Source organism: Streptomyces sp. NBC_01089 (assembly GCF_045162975.1).
In the GTDB taxonomy this organism is placed as follows: domain Bacteria; phylum Actinomycetota; class Actinomycetes; order Streptomycetales; family Streptomycetaceae; genus Streptomyces.
In genome coordinates this window covers 664,146-684,548 of sequence record NZ_CP108660.1, presented here as the reverse complement: position 1 = coordinate 684,548, position 20,403 = coordinate 664,146, and the positions used below count along the sequence as shown (strand labels likewise).

14 protein-coding genes and 2 pseudogenes are annotated in these 20,403 nt (G+C 71.5%); 7 read left to right on the top strand and 9 right to left on the bottom strand.

Features of this window, described 5'->3' with window-relative positions:
* Nucleotides 1–97 precede the first annotated feature (97 nt).
* Nucleotides 98–709 (top strand): TetR/AcrR family transcriptional regulator, encoded by a 612-nt coding sequence (locus tag OG510_RS03085; RefSeq protein ID WP_406135087.1) that lies wholly within the window; start codon nt 98–100, stop codon nt 707–709.
* 140 nt (nt 710–849) lie between these two features.
* Here the strand turns inward: OG510_RS03085 and OG510_RS03080 are convergent, their stop codons facing one another.
* Nucleotides 850–2,625 carry a hypothetical protein gene (locus OG510_RS03080; RefSeq protein WP_406135086.1) on the bottom strand — a complete coding sequence of 592 codons (1,776 nt, stop codon included), beginning with the start codon at nt 2,623–2,625 and terminating at the stop codon, nt 850–852.
* Nucleotides 2,626–3,502: 877 nt separating this feature from the next.
* Between OG510_RS03080 and OG510_RS03075 the strand changes: the two genes are divergently transcribed.
* Nucleotides 3,503–4,933 (top strand): alpha/beta hydrolase, encoded by a 1,431-nt coding sequence (locus OG510_RS03075; protein ID WP_406142286.1) that lies wholly within the window; start codon nt 3,503–3,505, stop codon nt 4,931–4,933.
* A 316-nt stretch (nt 4,934–5,249) separates the two neighbouring features.
* Here OG510_RS03075 and OG510_RS03070 read toward each other — a convergent pair whose 3' ends face one another.
* Complete coding sequence (locus OG510_RS03070) at nt 5,250–5,765, bottom strand: lytic polysaccharide monooxygenase auxiliary activity family 9 protein (RefSeq protein WP_406135085.1); 516 nt, start codon at nt 5,763–5,765, stop codon at nt 5,250–5,252.
* A 471-nt stretch (nt 5,766–6,236) separates the two neighbouring features.
* On the opposite strand from OG510_RS03070, the gene OG510_RS03065 reads away from it, so the two are divergent.
* The 3 genes from OG510_RS03065 to OG510_RS03055 all read left to right on the top strand — a co-directional run bounded on the left by OG510_RS03065 (nt 6,237) and on the right by OG510_RS03055 (nt 8,625).
* The gene (locus OG510_RS03065; protein ID WP_406135084.1) at nt 6,237–7,049 is read left to right on the top strand and encodes an MIP/aquaporin family protein; all 813 of its coding nucleotides are present in this window, start codon (nt 6,237–6,239) and stop codon (nt 7,047–7,049) included.
* Nucleotides 7,050–7,343: 294 nt separating this feature from the next.
* Entirely contained in the window at nt 7,344–8,000 is a 657-nt protein-coding gene (locus tag OG510_RS03060; protein ID WP_406135083.1) for an ATP-dependent Clp protease proteolytic subunit, read from the top strand.
* Between the two features lie 22 nt (nt 8,001–8,022).
* Complete coding sequence (locus OG510_RS03055; protein WP_164260611.1) at nt 8,023–8,625, top strand: ClpP family protease; 603 nt, start codon at nt 8,023–8,025, stop codon at nt 8,623–8,625.
* Nucleotides 8,626–9,003: 378 nt separating this feature from the next.
* Here OG510_RS03055 and OG510_RS03050 read toward each other — a convergent pair.
* Nucleotides 9,004–9,378 (bottom strand): annotated as a pseudogene (locus tag OG510_RS03050) (helix-turn-helix domain-containing protein); the annotation flags it as partial.
* Nucleotides 9,379–9,579: 201 nt separating this feature from the next.
* On the opposite strand from OG510_RS03050, the gene OG510_RS03045 reads away from it, so the two are divergent.
* Nucleotides 9,580–10,644: a cyclase family protein gene (locus tag OG510_RS03045; RefSeq protein WP_406135082.1), complete on the top strand. Its 1,065-nt coding sequence runs from the start codon at nt 9,580–9,582 to the stop codon at nt 10,642–10,644.
* A 27-nt stretch (nt 10,645–10,671) separates the two neighbouring features.
* Here OG510_RS03045 and OG510_RS03040 read toward each other — a convergent pair whose 3' ends face one another.
* The 5 genes and pseudogenes from OG510_RS03040 to pcaH form a co-directional block, all read right to left on the bottom strand.
* Nucleotides 10,672–11,847, bottom strand: a complete 1,176-nt coding sequence (locus tag OG510_RS03040; RefSeq protein WP_406135080.1) for a 4-hydroxybenzoate 3-monooxygenase — start codon at nt 11,845–11,847, stop codon at nt 10,672–10,674.
* Between the two features lie 50 nt (nt 11,848–11,897).
* Nucleotides 11,898–13,058: a 4-carboxymuconolactone decarboxylase gene (gene pcaC / locus OG510_RS03035; protein ID WP_406142285.1), complete on the bottom strand. Its 1,161-nt coding sequence runs from the start codon at nt 13,056–13,058 to the stop codon at nt 11,898–11,900.
* Between the two features lie 90 nt (nt 13,059–13,148).
* Nucleotides 13,149–14,540 (bottom strand): annotated as a pseudogene (gene pcaB, locus OG510_RS03030) (3-carboxy-cis,cis-muconate cycloisomerase); the annotation flags it as partial.
* A gap of 43 nt (nt 14,541–14,583) precedes the next feature.
* Nucleotides 14,584–15,144 (bottom strand): protocatechuate 3,4-dioxygenase subunit alpha, encoded by a 561-nt coding sequence (gene pcaG, locus OG510_RS03025; protein ID WP_406135079.1) that lies wholly within the window; start codon nt 15,142–15,144, stop codon nt 14,584–14,586.
* Nucleotides 15,141–15,893: a protocatechuate 3,4-dioxygenase subunit beta gene (gene pcaH / locus OG510_RS03020; RefSeq protein WP_406135078.1), complete on the bottom strand. Its 753-nt coding sequence runs from the start codon at nt 15,891–15,893 to the stop codon at nt 15,141–15,143. Before pcaH ends, pcaG begins: the two co-directional genes overlap by 4 nt.
* A gap of 225 nt (nt 15,894–16,118) precedes the next feature.
* Between pcaH and OG510_RS03015 the strand changes: the two genes are divergently transcribed.
* Complete coding sequence (locus tag OG510_RS03015) at nt 16,119–17,813, top strand: IclR family transcriptional regulator C-terminal domain-containing protein (protein WP_406135077.1); 1,695 nt, start codon at nt 16,119–16,121, stop codon at nt 17,811–17,813.
* Between the two features lie 88 nt (nt 17,814–17,901).
* On the opposite strand, the gene OG510_RS03010 is transcribed toward OG510_RS03015, so the two are convergent.
* Nucleotides 17,902–20,157, bottom strand: coding sequence for a heavy metal translocating P-type ATPase (locus tag OG510_RS03010; protein ID WP_406135076.1), 2,256 nt, complete (start codon nt 20,155–20,157; stop codon nt 17,902–17,904).
* Between the last annotated feature and the right edge of the window lie 246 nt (nt 20,158–20,403).

The following is a 20,403-nucleotide window of genomic DNA, read 5'->3' as shown; positions in this document are numbered from 1 at the left end:
GCGGCGCCATCCCTGTGCGATGACGCGGTTTGCTCCTTACCACTATTCTTTGTACGGTCGTTCTATTAAGTCAAATCGGACCAGGCAGGAGACAGCGATGGCAGGGCGGCCCGTGGACCACGAGCGACGCGCCGAATTGCTCGACCGTGTGGTGGACTACACGGTCGAGCACGGCTTCAACGACCTGTCCTGGCGGCCTGTCGCCGCCGCTCTGGACGTATCGCCCACCACGCTGGTGCACCGCTTCGGATCGAAGGACCGGATGCTGCAGGCCGTGCTCGGGCGCCTGCGAGAGCGCATCCTCGAAGCCACCGGCACGACACCGGACGGGGGCGGGCTCGCCGGCGCGGCACGGGCGGTCTGGGAGCGAACCTCCGCCCCGGCGCGGGACGCCGAGTTCCGCCTGTTCTTCGCCGCCTACGGGCGCGCGCTGCAGTCAACCGAGTCGTACGCCGACTTCCTGAGCCACGTCGTCGACGACTGGATGACGTCCCTGCGCGACACCCAAGGACCGCACGTCGACCCGGCGACAGCCGAGCGCGAAGCCACCCTCGTCATCGCGACCATCCGCGGCCTGCTCCTCGACCTTCTGGCCACAGGCGACCGCGCCAGAGTGCAGGACGCAGCGGAACACTTCCTGTCGAAGCTCCCCGGCAACCCCGGACAGTCCACCGCCGGCATCACCCCGCCGAGCCCGGAGACCGGCTGACGCACCAGAGCCGGCCTCTCTCGCGTCGGAGCGCTACGTCCGGGCCGGGGCGGGATGGGGGGCTATCGCGTCGATGGCGGGCCCGAGCGGTCCGCTCGAGGAGTAGGACAGGGAGCCCCCAGCCTTCAAGGGGGTCTGTCCTACAGCGAATTACTGGGTGGCTCTGTCTCGGTGAAAAGACGGGCGCCGCGGGTGAGGAGATCCACGTCAGCTTCGGTCAGCCCGTTGGGAGGAAGACCGAGTTCCCCAGCCGTGTCGAAGTGCTCGTGGGCCACTTTTTCGTTCCCTGCCTCCAGCGCTATCAGACCGAGCACGACATGGCCGCGGGCATCTTCGGCCGAGCCTGCGTTTGCCAGGAAAGTGGCCCAGCCGGGATCGGTCTGGTGGTACTCCATGGCCATGATGACGAGTTCATTCGCGTGGCCGGCTGTTACGGCCGCAGCAGCCATACGCGAGGCGCCGGGAAGATCCCCGGCGATCAGCGCGAGCCGTACCAGTGGCGGCAGTGCCGTCGTGTCCCCCGATTCGGCGAGTTCCAGGTAGAGGCGTTGTGCTCCATAGAGATCACCCGCTTCCATCCGCAGCCGCGCGAGAAACCGGCGTGCCTCCGGCTGCGCTGCGGCAGCAGACTCAGCGAGCGACTGAGCGTGATGAAGGCTGCCTTGGGCCCTGGCTGTCGACGCCAGATGGAGTTGATCCGTAGGAGCGGCGTGGCGGGCGGCGGCCTGCCAGAAGACCTCAGGGACCGAAGCGGAGTCGAACCCGCCGGATTCATCCAGGTATTCACTGAGCCTGTAGTAGGTACGGCCGTCCTGCTTGCCGCCGCGCGTGCGCATCAGCAGTCCGGGAACTCCGCGGCACGGCTGCGCGCAGTACGAGAAAGCTTCCTGTGCCCAGTCTTCGGTCAGGTAGGCCGTCTCTCGATCGGTCAGCAACTCCAGTGCGGTCTCCTCCAGCATGACTGCGGAGAGCAAGGTGCTGTGGCCGAGCCGACGGTAGGTCTGGGCAGCACGGATGAGACAGGCCGCTGGTGGGGGAGCGGCGCGGTGGCGGGACTTGAGTTCCGGGAAGCCTGCCAGTAGTTGGGTGATCTCCCCATCGCGGGCCGTGCGCGCCGCGAGAGCCAACCGAGGATCATCCGAGTGCGCTGCCGCTTCGATCTCCTCTGGGAGAAATGCTCGTGGGACAAACCAGTGGTGCCCGATCGACGTGAGGAGCTCCCGTTGTTGTGCGTAGCAGTCCGAGCGCCAGGCCTCGGGGCGGGTCGTGAGCTTCTCCCAGATGTGCGGCCATAGCGTCGCCAGGACGAGCACGGGGCCGCGGCGGGGATCACACAGCAGTGTGCGGATACCCGCGGTGACGCGTTCGGCGGTTTCGGCGCCCGGATCGTGGAGGTAGTGATGCGCGTCATCGAGCCAGACGACCGTTCTGGGTCCGACTTGTGCCATGTGCTCCAGGGCCGCTTGCGGTCGGGTCGGGTCGTAGGGATGCCACAGACGCCACCCTGTGGGAAGCCGGCGTAAGAACTCCTGTAGGGACCGGGACTTGCCGAGCCCTGAACTTCCGACCAACGTCACCATGGCGCTGTGTCCGCGCTCTGTGCCGTCCGCGAACCCACCGAGCCACTGGTCCTGGGCGCGCTTCACGAAGTAGGGCAGTGACGGAAGTGGCGGGCTCTGTTCCATGCTGATGGAACGGCTCACGCCCAGCGCAAAGGGGTCGAGGCTCTCGATCTCATCGCCCAGAGGGGCAACGAGCTGTGCGGCCACCCACAGTGCGCGGACGCGCATCACCGTATCGTCGATGTCCCAGCCGGCCTGCCGCGCCAGAACCGCTGCGACGGCGACGGTATCGGGCTGGCTCGGCGGAACATCGGAGCCGCCGATGATGCGATGCACTGTGTCCTTCGATGGCATGCCGGGGAGGTCACTGTCGGCTATCAACCCGGCAATTCGGGCAACAGGCGGTGCCATGGCCTCTACGTACAGTCGATAGAGCATGTCCTTGAGGTCCCGTAAGGCGCCCGGGGGTGTCGCCGGCCGCTCGATACGCCGTTGGCTACCTCTTGGCACGTCTTTCGTCACAACTCATCGCATCATCATCACTCAGCCCGCTGCCCCGCCCGACGAGTTGCGACGAGCCCGTCGGGGCGGGCTGCCGGAGGCGTCATCGCAACTCGTCGTCAGGCCCCAGCCCACGAGCACGGTAGTGAGCGCGTCATCTGATGCGTCACCACTATCCCTGGAGCTCTCGTGCCCAATCGCCCGCTCACCCGACGCGAACGACTGGCCCTGATCGGCATCACCGTCAGCAGCCTGATCACTGGCTTGGTCAGCCAGACCACTGACTACCTTCTGCGCACGCTGTTCTGATCTTGACCCGCGACGGTCTACTGCCCGGCACCTCACCACCCCCTGAATCCGAGGACGATGCCCTCCCACGCAGCCCCCGCCAATCCGAACCCGAGGAAACATCACCGTGCCGTTCCCAACGGTCGGTTCGCCGCCTTGTATGAGGCCAGGCTGCCACCGGCTACCGGCTCGCACGACGGATCCCTTCCCCTGACCCGGCCCTGACCGGTTTTCGCCGTGCACCCCGGTCGCCCCTGAGTGGTCCCCGACCCGACCCGGAAAAACCCCTGACAGGGACACCACATGGGCGACAGCGCACCTAACGTGACGACGGTGCCCCGGCCGGCTCGCGCGTCTGACACAACCGCTCTCTTCACGAGGAGGATCCGTGCCGTTAAGGGGCAGATCCGCACTGCGGCGCATCGCCGCGCCGGGCACGGCCATGGTGGTGGGAGCCGCCATGGCCGTCGTCACCGGCCTCGCCGCCGCTCCCGCGGTCCACGCGTCGCCGTCTGCCAGCGGGGCCCTGCGATGGGCACCGTGTGACGACCCGGCGAATCCGGGAGCCGAGTGCGCCACTCTTACGGTGCCGGTCGACTGGGCCCACCCGGACGGGCCGAGACTCGGCCTGGCCGTGGCCCGCCGCAAGGCCACCGACCCCGGCGCACGCGTCGGCTCGATGGTGTTCGGGCCCGGCGGGCCGGGCGACTCGGGTGTGGAGATGGTGGTGCGCGGTATCAGCCGGTTCAGCCCCGAGGTCCGCCGCAGCTTCGACATCGTCAGCTTCGACCCGCGCGGCGTGGGCGGCAGCAACCCGGTGACCTGCTCCGGCGACCTGCTTGCCGAGCGGCCGTCACCGGAGTTGAAGAGCCAGGCGGACCTCGACGCCACCATGGCGTACAACAGGCGGCTCCGTGCCGACTGCCGGGCCCGTACCGGACCGGTGTTCGACCACCTTGACACCGGCCAGACGGTCCGGGACTTGGACGCCCTCCGGGCCGCCCTCGGCGAGCGGAAACTGACCTTCCACGGCAGCTCGTACGGCACGTTGCTCGGGGCACAGTACGCCGAGACCTATCCGCGCCGCGTGCGCGCGATGGTGCTGGAGAGCGTCATGGACCACAGCGTCCCGACCACCCGTGACTTCCTGCAGTCAGAGGCGGCCACCGCAGAGGATTCATTCCAGGAGTTCGTGAAGTGGTGCGACGGTGCCGCGGAGTGCGCGCTGCACGCCCGCGACGTCCGCGCCGTCTGGCAGGGCCTGTTGGCCCGGGCCGGGCGCGGCGAGCTGGAGGACCCGGCGAAGCCGGGCAGCTCGCTGTCTTCTTCGGACCTGGTCAACAAGATCGCGTTCCGGAATTTCTACCAGGCCGGCTACGCGGGTCTGGCCACGGCGATCGCGGGGATGGACGCGAGCAAGCCGCTGCCCGCGTCGCCCACCTCGATAGCGTCGCTGCCTTCGGCCACCCCGGTCTTCTGCTCCGACTGGCACCTGCCGGTGCGCGACTACCAGGAGTACGCCTCACTCGTCGCCACGATGAACACGACCGCGCCTGACCTGCCCTACCTGCTGCCGATACACATGGCAGCGGCGTGTCTGGGCGCGCCGACCGCCAACCCGCAGCACCGCCTGGACCCACACGGTGCCCCGCCGGTCCTGGTCTCCAACGCGCTGCACGACCCCGCCACCGGCTACCCGTGGGCGGTCTCGGTGGCCCGGCAGCTCGGCCGCAGCGGCGTGCTCCTCACCTACGAGGGTCATGGCCACGGCAGCGTCACCAGCGGCCCGTGTATGGAGGACGCCGTGGACAGCTACCTCATCGACCTTGCAGTGCCACGCCGGGGCACCAGCTGCCCCGCCGTGCCGTCCTGACAGCCTGCCGATCCGGATCCGCCTGGGGGCGGATCCGGTAGGAAGACGATCGTGACCCGCAGGCAGCTCACCGACGACCAGGAAGCGCTGGCAGTTCGCCACCATCGCAGCAGCTGGCCGAGCCCGCCCCGCCCCGCGCGGTCTCGCTTGTACTTCACGTTCACGGCATCGGTCCCTCCGCTGCCTTTGTACCCAGCGGCGGCCGCGGGAGATGTACCGGTGCTCACAGCTCCCGGCGGATCACGTACGCCGTCCGGCGCGGGCGGGCCCCGGACCGTCCTGGACTGGGCCCGCCCGCGCCGGTGCGGTGTCCGTGTCAGCCGACGTTCACGTCGATGCAGGTGTAGAAGGCGTTACTGGTGTCCGCGATGTTCCAGACCGCCAGGACCTTCTGCTGGCCCTTGAGGCCGCCGAAATTCACCGAGTGGGTGACGGTCGCGCCGGGCTTCGCCCCGTGGTCGTCGAACTCGGCGATCTTCTGGCCGCCGACGAAGTACTGCCAGGTACTGGTGGCGTGCTGGGCGGTCAGCGTCCACTTGAACTCCGTGGTGGAGGAGACCGGTGTGACGGCCCAGCCCTTGGAGTCGTCGTCCAGCTCGGCGTACTGGGCGTTCCCGCCGCTGCAGCTCTGCAGGCCCTTGGGCCCCTCCACGCTCTGGGGCTCATAGGTGATGGCACCGCAGCTGACGGTGTGTGCGGCGCACTGTGCCTGCCTGCTCGGCGGCGACGAGATGTATCCGTGGGCGCTCGCGGAGCCGACGGGCAGGCTGAGCGCGAGTACGGGCGCGAGGATCGCGCCGAGGATCGCGGCTGTCTTCCTTTTCGCGTGCATGAGAACTCCTTCACATCAGGTCTTCCCGACGCGCCCGGCCTGTGGGGGGCCGGGCACGTACAGGCCGGCCTCTCGCGGGTGGGGCCGAGAGGCGCGAAGGGGAGCGGTGCCGACCGCCTTGTGGCGGAGGGAACCGCGGGGTGCAACGGCGTCAGTGGTCTCCACCAACTTGGTCCAGACCATTTCAGCTCGACGTGTTCGCGTCAAGAGTGGGTAAGTGTGGGCTCGGTGGGTGCCGTCGGTGCCGCTGGTGCCGTCGACGCCGGACCGGAGGCACCCGTCCGGGTGATGCCCCTTCGGGGGCCGTCACACCCGGTCGCGCGCCACAGCTTGCGCCGGTGCGCTGCTGCACGTCGTATGGGGTATGCCGGTGTGCGTCCTTCGGTCGTACGGTGCGTCAGTCTGCCGCCCCCTGCCCCTGCGTGCCGCCGGCCGTACGTCTCAGCCCGCATTGTCTGGAGGCAGGTGTCCATGTCAAAAGGCGCAAAGAGAACGGGTCTGGTCGCTGAACTGTCCGCCGAGTTCGCAGGCACCCTGATCCTCATCCTGTTCGGATGCGGGGTAGTGGCGCAGGTCGTGGCCGCCGGCCTCGGGGACCACGACAGCATCGCCTGGGCCTGGGGCCTCGGCGTCACCCTGGGTGTCTATGTCGCCGGCCGGATCAGCGGGGCCCACATCAATCCCGCGGTCACCCTCGCCTTCGCCCTCTTCCGCGGCTTCTCCTGGGCGAAGGTCGCCCCCTACATCGTGGCGCAGACCGCCGGTGCCTTCGCCGCCGCGCTGCTCGTACGGTGGAACTACACCGAAGTGCTGGCCAAGTTCGACCCCGGCCACACGTTCAAGTCGCAGTTCGTCTTCTCCACGCTGCCAGGCAACGGAAACCTGCCGGTCAGCGAGTGGGGGGCGCTGCGCGACCAGATCCTCGGCACGGCGATCCTGCTGTTCGTGCTGTTCGCACTGACCGACCTGCTCAACGACCCGCCCGGCGCCAACCTGGGGCCGCTGCTCATCGGTCTGCTCATCGTCGCCATCGGGATGGCGTTCGGCGCCGACGCCGGGTACGCCATCAACCCCGCCCGCGACTTCGGCCCCCGGCTGGCGAGCTTCATCACCGGCTATCACACGGCATGGCGAGATCAGTACGGCAACTTCTACTTCTGGGTGCCGATCGTCGGGCCGCTCATCGGCGGTGCGCTCGGCGCGGGTCTGTACAAGCTGCTGATCGGGCGTTACCTGCCGTCGCTCGGCCAGCAGGAGGCCGGGAGGATTCCGGCAGCCGACTGACCGACTGGCCGGAGGCCCGGCGGTCCGGAAGGGTATCGATCGCTCGACTCGTGGCCGGTACCGGTGGCGGGGACCCACGGCACATACGTGGGTCCCCGCCACCGTGCGTTCCGCCACCGCGTGCGAGTCCGGGTCCCGTGCACCCCCGGGCCCGCAGCCGACCGCGGGCCCGGGGGCGGGCTCTGCCGTCAGCGAATCTGCTGCGGGCCGAGAAACCCCGGCAGGCGCCGCCATCGGGCCGACAGTGGGGGCAGAGCGCGGAGCAGGAGTCCCGCGCCCCGACAAGGAGGACCGATGCCAACTCCCCCTACTGGCTGGGGCACCGCACTCGCCCCCCGCGCGACCGACGACGACAGCACACCCGCCACCCGCTTCGACGACCACCTGGCCGCACAGCTCCTGATGCAGCGCATCGTCCTCCTGGGCACCCAGGTCGACGAGGTGTCGGCCAACCGGGTCTGCGCCCAGCTGCTCCTGCTGTCGGCCGAGGACCCCAAGACCGACATCAGCCTGTACATCAACAGCCCCGGCGGCTCGGTGACGGCAGGACTGGCGATCTACGACACCATGCAGCTCATCCCGAACGACGTCTCCACGCTCGCGATGGGATTCGCCGCCAGCATGGGCCAGTTCCTGCTCACCGTCGGTACCAGCGGCAAGCGCTTCGCCCTGCCGAACGCGCGGATCATGATGCACCAGCCGTCGGCCGGCATCGGCGGGACCGCCGCCGACATCGCCATCCAGGCCGAGAACCTCGAATTCACCAAGAAGGCCATCGAGCGGATCACCGCGGAGCACACCGGCCGCAGCGAGGAGACGATCTCCCGCGACGGTGACCGCGACCGCTGGTTCACCGCGGTGCAGGCCCAGGAGTACGGCATGGTGGACCGGGTCGTGGAGTCGCTCGACGACGTCCGCCCGGCCGGCCCCCGGCGACGGACGGGGCTCTGAAATGGACCGGTACGCACTGGACATGGGCCAGTACACGATTCCGAACGTCGTCGAGCGCACCCCGCAGGGGGAGCGGTCCTACGACGTCTTCAGCCGGCTGCTCTCCGAGCGGATCATCTTCATCGGCACCGAGATCGACGACGGTGTGGCCAACGTCGTCATCGCGCAGTTGCTGCACCTGGAGTCGTCCAGCCAGGAGACCGAGATCTCCCTCTATCTCAACTCACCCGGCGGATCGGTCACTTCGCTGATGGCCATCTACGACACGATGACCTTCGTCAGCTCACCCATCTCGACCTTCTGCGTCGGACAGGCGGCCTCGACCGCCGCGGTGCTGCTCGCCGGCGGGGACCCCGGGCGGCGGTTCGTCCTCGACCACGCACGGGTCCTGCTGGGGCAGCCTGCGAGCGGCGGCCAGCAGGGCACCGTGTCCGACCTCAGCCTGCGGGCGAAGGAGATGCTCCGGATCCGCTCGGAGGTCGAGGAGGTGCTCGCCCGGCACACCCACCACGAACTCGCCCAGCTGCGCGCCGACATGGACCGCGACAAGGTCTTCACCGCCCGCGAAGCCGTCGCGTACGGGCTCGCCGACCAGGTGCTCAGCCGCCGGAACGCAGTCGCGTAACAGGGAGCGGGGCGGGGGCAGGGACCCGGGGCCTGCGGGCAGGGAGGGCCGTACGGGGCGTGAGCCGCGCTCCGTACGGCCCTCTCGGGCTCCTTCGGGCCGGGTGCTGAACCCTCAGGCAGCCAGCCGCACTTCACCCTGCCGCGAGACCGGGGACGCAACCGGCGACACGGTCTGCGACACGGCCGGGGACGAAACCGACGAAGCGACCGAGGAAGCGACCGAGGAAGCCACCGAGGCTGTGGCCGGGGTCTCGGCCAGGGACACGGCCGGGGACGCCGCCGTGCGGCGGGGACTCAGCTCCGCCACCGGCACCCCTGCACCGTTCTCGTCGGCACCGTTCTCGCCGGTGCGCGCGGGAGGCCGTCCCGAGCCCGGACCGCGCGCCGGGGACGCGGGCGCGGTCCGTGGCCCGCCCGGCCGCGGCGGGCTGAGCCGGGCGAGTTCGCGCTGGCCGAGGGCGAGCAGATCGCCTAGGCCGAGACCGAGTGCGCGGGCGGCGGCCGCCAGGACCTCGGACGAGGCTTCCTTGCGGCCGCGCTCCAGCTCCGAGAGGTAGGGCATCGAGATTCTGGCCGTGTCGGCCACATCCTTCAGCGTGCGCTCCTGCGCGAGGCGCTCGCGGCGCAGGACGTCTCCCACGACATCCCGCCACAGGGGCTCTTTCGTCCCGTCCCCCGGAGCCGGCGCGGCAACGGCCGCCACCGGGCGCAGGGGAAGGACACGGGCTTGGTTCGGCGCGTGGCTGCTCACCTCTTCACCCTAGGAGCCCGGCGCCGGGCAGGCTGCCGGTGGCGTTCTGCCATGGGCGAATTCATCCGTCGGCGGACGCCGGTACGGCCCCGGCGCCCGCAGGGCCGGGCGGGGCAGGAGGCCGGTGTACGGCGGCGGGGCCGGGGACGGGACCATATGGATGACCGGTGCACAGCGCACCTTCCGTATGGCCCAGGAGGCATGAGAGTGATCAACCGCGAGGACCCCGGGACAGCGATAGCCGAGGCCGCCGAGGTCTGCTCCAACTGGGGCCGTTGGGGCGAGGACGACGTTCTCGGCACGCTGAACTTCCTCGACCCGGCCAAGCGGCGCGAAGGCGCGGGACTCGTACGCAGGGGAGTCAGCTTCTCGCTCTCGCAGTCCTTCGACATGGACGGCCCGCAGCAGGGCTGGCGCCGGCGGACCAACCCGGTCCACACCATGCTGGAGACCGGCACCGACGCCGCGCTGGGCAACCAGGGCTTCCCGCACGGATTCGGCGGTGCCGACGACGCGATCGCCATGCCGTTGCAGTGCTCCACCCAGTGGGACGGGCTGGGGCACATCTTCGACCACGGCAGGGCGTGGAACGGGCGCGCGGCCGAGAAGGTCGTCACATCGGCCGGCGACATGGTCACGGGGATCGAGCACATGGCGCCCCATGTGGCGGGGCGCGGCGTCCTGCTCGACGTCGGCCGCGTCGTCGGACACGAGGCCCGACGCGAGGCCGGACACGAGGCCCGACGCGAGGCCGGACACGGGGCCCGACGCGAGGCCGGACACGGGGCCGGACGCGGGGCAGGACAGCCGGACGATGAGCTGCCCGACGGTTTCGCCATCACCGAGGACCACCTGGCCGCGACCGCCGAGGCGCACGGTGTGACGGTCGGCCGCGGTGACATCGTGCTCGTACGGACAGGACAGCTGACCCGGGCCCGCCGGGAGGGCTGGGGCGATTACGCGGGTGGCGCGTCCCCGGGCCTGTCCTTCACCACCGCGGGCTGGCTGCACCGTACCGAGATCGCCGCCATCGCCACCGACACCTGGGGCTTCGAGGTCCGCCCCAACGAGTTCGACAACGCTTTCCAGCCGCTCCACCAGGTCGTGATTCCCCATATGGGGCTGCTGGTCGGTGAGATGTGGGACCTGGACGCGCTGGCCGACGACTGCTCGCGGGACGGGGTGTACGAGTTCTGGCTGACCGCCGCCCCGCTGCCCATCACCGGGGCCGTCGGCTCACCGGTCAACCCGGTCGCCGTCAAGTAGCCCCGCACCGCTCCCACCTGCGCGGGGTCAGACGACGGGCAGCCCGGTGTAGTTCTCGGCGAGTGAGGCCGACGCCGCGGCGGACGAGGTCAGGTAGCGCAGGTGGGAGAGTTGGAGCCGCCGGTCGAAGCCGGTGGCCGCGGGGTCGGTGTGCAGCAGGCCGGTCATCGTGTACGAGAAGTGCTCGGCCCGCCAGACGCGGCGCAGCGCGGTCTCTGAATAGGCGTCGAGCAGGGCCTCGTCCCGCCGGGTGTGCCAGTGGGCGAGGGCCCGCGCCAGCAGCGTCACGTCGGCGACGGCGAGGTTGAGGCCCTTGGCGCCGGTCGGCGGAACGATGTGGGCCGCGTCCCCGGCCAGGAAGAGCCGGCCGTGGCGCATGGGCTCCGCCACGAAGCTGCGCATCGGTGTGATGCCCTTCTCGGTGATCGGCCCGCGCGCGAGCTTCCAGCCGTCGTCGGTCTCGAAGCGGGTGTCGAGTTCGTCCCAGATCCGCTCGTCCGGCCAGTTCTCCGTGCTGTCGGCCGGATCCACTTGGAGATAGAGGCGGCTGACCTGTGGGGACCGCATGCTGTGCAGGGCGAAACCGCGCTCGTGATGGGCGTAGATCAACTCGTCGCAGGAGGGCGGCACATCGGCCAGGATGCCGAGCCAGGCGAAGGGATAGGCGCGCTCCGTCACGGTGAGGACGCCGTCCGGCATCGCGCGGCGGCCGATGCCGTGGAAGCCGTCGCAGGCGACCACGATGTCGCAGTCCAGGGTCTGTTCGGCCCCTCCGTGGCGGAAGCGGATCGACGGGGCCGTCGTGTCGATCCCGTCGACGGAGAGCGCCTCGGCCTCGAAGAGCACGGCGCCACCGGCCTGTTCGCGCAGCGCGATGAGGTCCTTGACCACCTCGGTCTGCGCGTAGACCAGCACCGACCGCCCACCGGTGCCCGCGGTGAGGTCGATGCGGTGGGAGCGGCGGTCGAACCGCAGCTCGATGCCCCGGTGCGGGTTGCCCTGACGGTCCATCCGCTCTCCAGCCCCCGAGGCCCGCAGCACCTCGACGGTGCCGTGTTCGAGGATTCCGGCCCGCTGGCGCTGTTCGACGTACTCCCGGGTGCGCAGTTCCAGTACGACGTTGTCGATGCCCTGGCGGTGGAGCAGATGGGACAGCAGCAGACCGGCCGGGCCTGCGCCGATGATGCCGACGCGTGTGCGCATACGGACTCCTGGGACGGAGAGAGAAGCAGGACGGGGGATCGCGGCGGGTCTCAGCCGGTTCTGTCGAGCTCGTCGAAGACGCGCTGGGCGGTGGCGAAGGCCGCGTTCGCGGCGGGAACGCCGCAGTAGACCGCGCTCTGCAGCAGCACCTCGCCGATCTCGTCGCGGGTCAGCCCGTTGCGGATCGCCGCGTCGACGTGCATGGCCAGCTCGTCCAACTGCCCGTGGGCGACCAGCGCGGTGAGCGTGACGCAGCTGCGCGTCCGGCGGTCGAGGCCGGGCCGGGTCCAGATCTCGCCCCACGCGTAGCGGGTGATGAGGTCCTGGAAGGCGGCGGTGAAGGGCGTACCGCGTGCGGTGGCGCGGCCCACATGGGCGTCGCCCAGCACGGCCCTGCGCACAGCCATCCCCGCGGCACGGCGCGATGCGTCGTCGTCGGCCCGGGCGGCGAAGTGTGCCTGGAGCGCGGCGAGTACGGGCTCCGGCTGCTCGACCGGGGCGAGATGGGAGACGCCGGGCAGTTCGAGCAGGGCGGCACCGGGGATACCGTCGGCGAGTTCCCTGGCGTGGGCCGGGGGAGTGACGGGGTCATCGCGCCCGGCGACCACCAGAGTGGGTGCGTGGATACGGTGGAGCGCGTCCCGGAGGTCGTACGCGGCCAGCGCGTCGCAGCAGGCCGCGTATCCGCCCGAGTCGGCGGCGCACAGGTCCGCGACCATACCGGCGGCGGCAGGTGAGCCCGCGAAGCCGGGCGTGAACCAGCGCCCCGGCGCACCCGGCGCGAGGGCCGCGGTCCCTTCGGCCCTGGCGAGTGCGGCGCGCTCACGCCAGCCGGCCGGGTCGCCGAAGCGGGCGGACGAGCAGACCACCGCGAGCGCGGTGACCCGTTCCGGGTGGTGCGCCGCGAGGTACGCGCCGACGGCCCCGCCGAGCGAGATCCCCGCGTACCCGAACCGGTCCCAGCCCCGGGCATCGGCCAGCCGCAGGACGAGCCCCGCCAGGCCGGCGACGGTCGCCGAGCCGTCCTGCGGGAGCAGCCCGGCGGGCGAGCCGCCGTGGCCGGGCAGATCGAAGCGGAGCACCCGGTGGGTGCGGCCGAGGGCGGTGGCCTGGGCCGCCCAGACCGACACCGACGTACCCAGGGAAGGCCCGAGGATCAGCGGGGGGCCGTCGTCCGGGCCGTCGAGCAGATGGTGGGGGAGAGAGGTCACGGCTGGCGCCCTTCGTCGGGGTCGGACGGTTCGAGTCCCGCGGGCCCGGCCCGACCGGGGCGGGGGGGCACGCGGCCTGTCGGCCGGCATGCGCAGCAGGGCGTGGTCGGTCAGGGCGGCGGCCGAGCCCGAGTACCGGGCCGGGTCGGTGAGTTCGCGGAGTTCGTCGTGGGTGATCAGGCCGTCCAGGGCGGGCTCCGCCCGCAGCGCGTCGGCCAGAGCGAGCGAATCGGCGGCGGCCCGCCGGGCGGCCCGGGTGAGCAGTTCCCGGGCCGGGCCACGGCCGAGCAGACGGCCCAGCTCGGCGGCGATCCGTTCGCTGACCACGAGGCCCTGGGTGAGCCCCAGATTGGCGGCCATCCGGTCGGTGAACACCGTGAGCCCGTCGCTGAGTCCGGCCGCGAGCAGGGCCGCCCCGCCGGTGATCCTGAGCAGATCGCGCAGCGGCTGCCACTCGGCGTGCCAGGCACCGGAGGGCCGTTCGTCCTCGGCGGCCAGCGAGCCCAGCAGCACGGAGGCGAGCGCGGGTGCTCGGCGGGCCGCGCTCGCGATCAGGGTCGCCCGTACGGGGTTGCTCTTGTGGGGCATCGCGGACGAGCCGCCTCCGCCGCCCTCGGCCAGTTCGCCGATCTCGGTACGGGAGAGTACGAGCACGTCGGCGGCGAACTTACCGAGCGCGCCCGAGGTGAAGGCGAGGGCCCCGCCCGCGTCGGCGACCGGGGTACGCAGGGTGTGCCAGGGCAAGTCGGGTGCGGAAAGGCCGAGTTCACGCGCGAAGGCGGCGAGCAGCCGGGGTCCGCTGCCGGGCTCATCGGCCAGCACGTCGAAGGCCGCCAGGGTCCCGGCGGCGCCGCCGAGCTGAGCCGGCGGCCGCAGCGCGGACAGCCGGTCGGCGGCGTCCAGTACGAGACTGCGCCAGCCCGCCGCCTTGAGCCCGAAAGTCGTGGGGACGGCGTGCTGGGTGAGGGTGCGCCCCGCCATCGGGGTCGCCCGGTGCCGGGCGGCCAGCTGCTCCAGGGCCCCGGCCGTCCGGTGCAGATCCCCGACGATGCCCGGCAGACTGCGGGCCACGGCCAGCATGACCGCGGTGTCGACGATGTCCTGGCTGGTGGCGCCCCGGTGCACATACGGTGCGGCCTCGGCGGACACGGCGGCGGTGAGGTCGGCGACGAGCGGGATCACCGGGTTGCCGCCCCGGCGGGCGCGCAGCGCGAGATCACGTACGTCGAACCGCTCGGCGCGGGCGGCGCCCGAGATCTCGGCCGCCGCCCACGGCGGGATCTGGCCGAGCGCCGCCTGCGCGCGGGCCAGGGCGGCTTCGGCGTCGAGCATCGCCTGCAGCAGGGCGCGGTCGCCGGTGGCCGCTTCGACGGCCGACCCGGCCCGTACCGGATCGAGCAGACCGACATCGGCCGCTGCCCGCTCGCCGTCTGCGGGATGTCCGGCGGGATCTTCGGTGCCGAATGCGGCGACGGATTCCATGGGCCGGTCGGCGGGCTGCTTGGCGGGCCGGCCGGTGGGGTGTTCAGCGGAAGTCAAGGAAGACCGTTTCCTCGGCGCCCTGCAGGCGGATGTCGAAGCGGTAGGTGCGCGGCGCCGTTTCGGCGGCGACCAGAGTCCGCCGGCGGTCCGGGTCGAGCGAGGCGAGCAGCGGGTCGCTCCCGGTGGAGTCCCCGGGGAGGTAGATCCGAGTGTAGAGGTGGTGCAGCAGTCCGCGGGCGAAGACACAGACCGACAGATACGGCACGCCACCGGGCGGCAGGGTGCGCACAGCCCACCGGCCGTCCGTGTCGGTGGCGACCCGGCCGAAGCTGGTGAAGGTGAGGCCGTCGCGGCCGAGATGGCCTCCGGTCACCGGGTCGCGACGCATCGAGCCCGGCGCCCCGGTCCTGGAACCGTCCGGGGCCGGCTGCCAGAACTCCAGTACCGCGTCGGGGACCGGCTCGCCCGCGCCGTCGACGACCAAGCCGTGCACGGTGAGGGTGCCGGGGTGCCCGGCCGGGGCGATCTCGGGGCCGCCGGGGAACGGCAGCGCGTATCCGTAGAAGGGGCCCACGGTCTGGGAGGGGGTGGGGAGCGGGGTCATCGGCCTTCCTCGATCCAGGTGGCGGCGGGGCCGTCGAGGACGATGTCCCAGTGGTAGCCCAGCGACTGCTCGGGGCACGACAGTTCGTGCTCGTAACGGGCGACCAGCCGCTCCCGGGCGTCGTCGTCGGTGACGGACTGCAGGATGGGGTCGTAGGCGAAGAGCGGGTCGCCGGGGAAGTACATCTGGGTCACCAGCCGCTGGGTGAAGGCCGTGCCGAAGAGCGAGAAGTGGATGTGGGCCGGGCGCCAGGCGTTGGCGTGGTTCCGCCAGGGATAGGCGCCGGGTTTGACGGTGGTGAAGGAGTACCGGCCCTGATCACCCGTCAGGCAGCGGCCCGCGCCGGTGAAGTGGGGGTCGAGCGGCGCCGGGTGCTGGTCGCCCTGGTGGGCGTAGCGTCCCGACGCGTTGGCCTGCCATATCTCCACCAGCTGGCCGCGCACCGGGCGGCCGGAGCGGTCCAGGACACGGCCGGTGACGGTGATCCGCTCGCCCAGCGGCTCGCCCGGGTGCTGCCGTGTCAGGTCGGCGTCCAGTGCGGTGACATCCGTGCTGCCGAAGGCGGGACCCGACAGCTCCACCGCCTCCGGGTCCCGGACGACGGCCAGGGGCTGCCGGGGGTGGCGGAGCACGGTGCTGCGGTAGGGCGCGTAGCCACGGGACGGATGGTGGCGGACCGCGCCGGAGCTGACGTACGCCTCGTGCTCCTGGGCGATCTCGCGCGAAATGTCGGGCTGGGTGAGCGGCATGGTGGACGGCTGCCTTTCCGGTACCGGGGGTTACGGAGAGCGTGCGGGCCGGTACCCGGCAGCGGGTGCCGCGAACGTGCCCATGAAAGCCTCTGTTCGCCCAGTGAACTTTCGTTCATAATTGCCTGGGCTTGAGTGTCCGCCGAGCTTTCGGCTCTGTCAACGCCTCCGGGTACGGTTTTCCCAGCGTCACCGGCCCGGTGACCGCTCCAAGGAGGTAAGGCGATGCCGCAGGCCACGCGGGAGTCCGCAGCGGCACTCGCCGCACCCGGCGAGGCGCTCGGCCCGCTGGAGCGCGGCCTGACCGTGCTGCGTGTGATGGCCGCCGACCCGGACCCCCGCAGGCGCGCCGGCGACCTGGCCCGCACGACCGGACTCGCGCGTTCCACCGTCGACCGGATCGCGGTCACACTGGCCAGGCTCGGCCATCTCCGCACCGAGGGCCGCGATCTGCTGCTCGCCCCCCGGCTGATGGAACTCGGCAACGCCTACCTGACCTCGTGCGGACTGCCGGACGCCCTGGAGCCGTACGCGGTCGCCCTCGCCGACGAGCTGGACGAGTCCGTCTCGATCGCCGTACCCGACGGCGACGGGGTCCGCTTCATCACGCAGGCCACCCGCAGGCGCGCCATGTCACTCGCCTTCCGGATCGGCGACCTGCTGCCGGCCGAGCGCTGCGCGCCCGGGGCCGTCTTCGCCGCCGGATGGGACGAGACCGACCGCGAGCGGTGGCTGGCCCGCCGTCGGGAGGACCCGCTGGACACCGGATTTCCCGCCGTGCCGCCCCGTGTCGCGCCGTCCGCGCCCGGCGTGACCGAAGCGGCGTTCGGTACGCGGGTCCGCGAGGCGGCCACCACCGGCTGGTCGCTCGACGACCAGCTGATCGAACCCGGCCTGGTCGCCGTGGCGCACGCCGTCCGCGATCCGTCCGGGGCCACCGTCTGCGCCCTGAGCGTCGTCAGCCACACCAGCCGCCACACCGCGCGGACACTCCGCGAGCACGCCCTGCCGCGCCTTCGGCGGGCCGCCGCGGTCATGGAGGAGGCGCTGCGTACGCAGTCCGCCGGCTCCGCGCCGCAGTCCGCCGCTCCCGCCCCCGCTGACGGAGCGGTGGACAGCGGGCTCAAGGCGGAGCTGGGTCCGGAGTTCCTCCAGTCGCTGGCCAGGGGGCTCACCGTGCTGCGGGCACTCGGCTCGGCCCGCGGCGGCATGAGCCTGACCGCCGTCGCCGGAGCCGCCGCCCTCCCGCGTGCCAGCGCGCGCCGCGCCCTCATCACCCTCCAGTACCTCGGCTATGTGCGCGCCGACGGCGGCCTCTTCACCCTGCTCCCGCGCGTACTCGAACTCGGCTACGCCCGGCTGTCCCGGCTGTCCTTCGGTGAGATCGTCCGGCCGCACCTCGCCGAACTCGCGGGCCGGGTAAGGGAGTCGGCGTCCATCGCGGTCCTCGACGGCGACGAGATCCGCTATGTGGAGCGGGTGCCGACGGCCCGGATCATGAGTGTGGACATCACCGTCGGCACCCGGTTCGCCGCCTACGCGACCTCGATGGGCCGGGTCCTCCTCGCGGACCTGCCCGCCGAGGAACAGGCAGCCCGGCTGGCGCGCATCAGATTCGAGCCGTTCACCCGGCACACCGTACGGTCCGCCGTGGCCCTGGCCGACATCCTCCAATCCGTCGGGCGCGAGGGTCACGCCCTGGTCGACGAGGAGCTGGAGGAGGGGCTGCGCTCCGTCGCGATGCCGCTCCGAGACCGACTGGGGCGCGCCGTGGCGGCCGTCAACGTCTCGCAGCACGCGGGCCGCGCCACCCGGCAGCAGTTCCTCGAAACCGTTCTGCCCGCCCTGGCGGCGGCGGTCGCCCGGATCGAGGCGGACCTGGCGGTCGCGTCCGAGCGGCAGCACATCGCCGCGGGCTGAACCGCCCGGCGGGCGGGCGGTCCCTCTCGTATCGCAATGAGACGAGAGCCGGCCGCTGAGCGTGGCCATCTCGTCCGTCACGCCCCGTTCACGCGGCCTGGAAGCGGCGCAGCCGCAGGGAGTTGCCGACGACGAAGACGGAGGAGAAGGCCATGGCGGCTCCGGCGATCATCGGGTTGAGGAGGCCGCTCGCGGCCAGCGGGATGGCTGCCACGTTGTAGGCGAAGGCCCAGAACAGGTTGGACCTGATGGTTCCCAGTGTGCGGCGGGAGAGCCGGATGGCGTCGGCAGCGGCGGTGAGATCACCCCGTACGAGGGTGAGATCGCCCGCCTCGATCGCGGCGTCCGTACCGGTGCCCATGGCGAGGCCCAGATCGGCCTGGGCGAGGGCGGCGGCGTCGTTCACGCCGTCACCCACCATGGCGACGCTGCGGCCCTCCGCCTGCAGTCTCTTGACGACGGCCACCTTGTCCTCGGGCATGACCTCGGCGATGATCTCGTCGATCCCGACCTCGGCGGCCACGGACCTGGCGACGGCCGTGTTGTCGCCGGTGAGCAGGATCGGGGTGAGACCGAGCGCACGCAGCCTGCGGATCGCCTCGGCGCTGGTCTCCTTGACGGCGTCGGCCACTTCGAGGACGGCCCTGGCCTCGCCGTCCCAGGCGACCGTGATCGCCGTACGGCCCGCCGCCTCCGCCGCGTGCTTGGCGCGGCCCAGCCCGGTGGGCAGCTCCATGGCCCAGTCCTTGAGCAGCTGCTCGCGGCCGACGACGACGGCATGGCCGTCCACGACGCCCTGCACACCGAGGCCGGGGACGTTCGCGAAGTCCTCGGGGGTGGCCAGGGGGCCGGTCCGCTCGGTGGCTCCGGTGGCGACGGCCTGGGCGATCGGGTGCTCGGACGCGTTCTCCAGCGCCCCCGCCAGCCTCAGCACTTCGGACTCGGTGGTGCTGTCCGCGGTGTGCACGGCGAGCAGGGTCATCCGGCCGGTGGTGACGGTGCCGGTCTTGTCGAGGACGATCGTGTCGACCTTGCGGGTGGTCTCCAGGACTTCGGGTCCCTTGATCAGGATGCCGAGCTGGGCGCCACGCCCCGTACCCACCATGAGCGCGGTCGGGGTCGCGAGCCCCAGGGCGCAGGGGCAGGCGATGATCAGCACGGCGACCGCCGCGGTGAACGCGGCTGTCAGGCCGGAGCCGGTGCCCAGCCAGAAGCCGAGGGTGCCGAGCGCGAGTGCGATCACGACCGGGACGAAGACGGCGGAGATCTTGTCGGCGAGGCGCTGGGCCGCTGCCTTGCCGTTCTGCGCGTCCTCGACCAGCCTCGCCATCCGGGCGAGCTGGGTGTCGGCGCCGACCCGCGTGGCCTCGACGACGAGCCGGCCGCCCGCGTTCAGCGTCGCGCCGGTGACGGTGTCGCCGACCGCGACCTCGACCGGGACGGACTCACCGGTGAGCATCGACGCGTCAACGGCCGACGCGCCCTCCACGACCGTACCGTCCGTGGCGATCTTCTCGCCCGGCCGGACCAGGAACCGGTCCCCAGCCTGCAGTTCGGCGGTCGGGATGGTTTCCTGCCGGCCGTTGCGCAGGACGGTGACCTCCTTGGCGCCGAGTTCGAGGAGGGCCTTCAGCGCGGCACCGGCCCTGCGCTTGGAGCGTGCCTCGAAATACCGCCCGGCGAGGATGAACGCGGTGACGCCCGCGGCGGCCTCCAGATAGATGTTCCCGGCGCCGTCGCCCCGGGCGATCGTGAATTCGAAGGAGTGCCGCATTCCGGGGGTTCCGGCGGTGCCGAAGAACAGCGCCCACAGCGACCACAGGAATGCCGCCGATGTGCCGACCGAGATCAGTGTGTCCATGGTCGCGGCGCCGTGCCGTGCGTTGGTGAACGCGGCGCGGTGGAAGGGCCAGGCCGCGTAGGTGACCACCGGCGCGGCCAGGGTGAGGCTCAGCCACTGCCAGTAGTCGAACTGCAGGGCCGGGACCATCGCCATGGCGATCACCGGGACCGCGAGCACCACGGCCGTGACCAGCCGCTGACGCAGCGGGGCCAGAGTGTCGCTCTCCTGCTCGGCCGGTCCGGCGGACTCGCCGGAGGCCGAGGGCCGAGGGGGTTCCTGGGCGGTGTAGCCGGTCGCCTCGACGGTGGCGATGAGGTCCGTGACGTCGACGTGCTCGGCGAAGGTGACCTTCGCCTTCTCGGTCGCGTAGTTGACGGTCGCCTCGACGCCGTCCATGCGGTTGAGCTTCTTCTCGATCCGGGCCGCGCATGAGGCGCAGGTCATCCCGCCGATCGCGAGCTCGACCGCGGCGGTGCCCGCCGTAGTCGTTGGGGTCCCCATGGCTTGCTCCTCGGGCTTGAAAGCGGTCCATACCCCTGGGGGGTATAAATAACGCCTCCATATATACCCCCCAGGTGTATGTGATGCAAGGGGTGACCGGCGCAGGGCGGAGGGGAGGGGAGATCCCGACGCCGAAGGGGCGGACCGAGTCGGTCCGCCCCTTCGGAGGTGCTGGGCGCTGCCTGGCGAGGCGCGGGGCCCGGCGCTGCTTACCGCTCCCCGCTGCTGCTCACCGTCTGCTCTCGA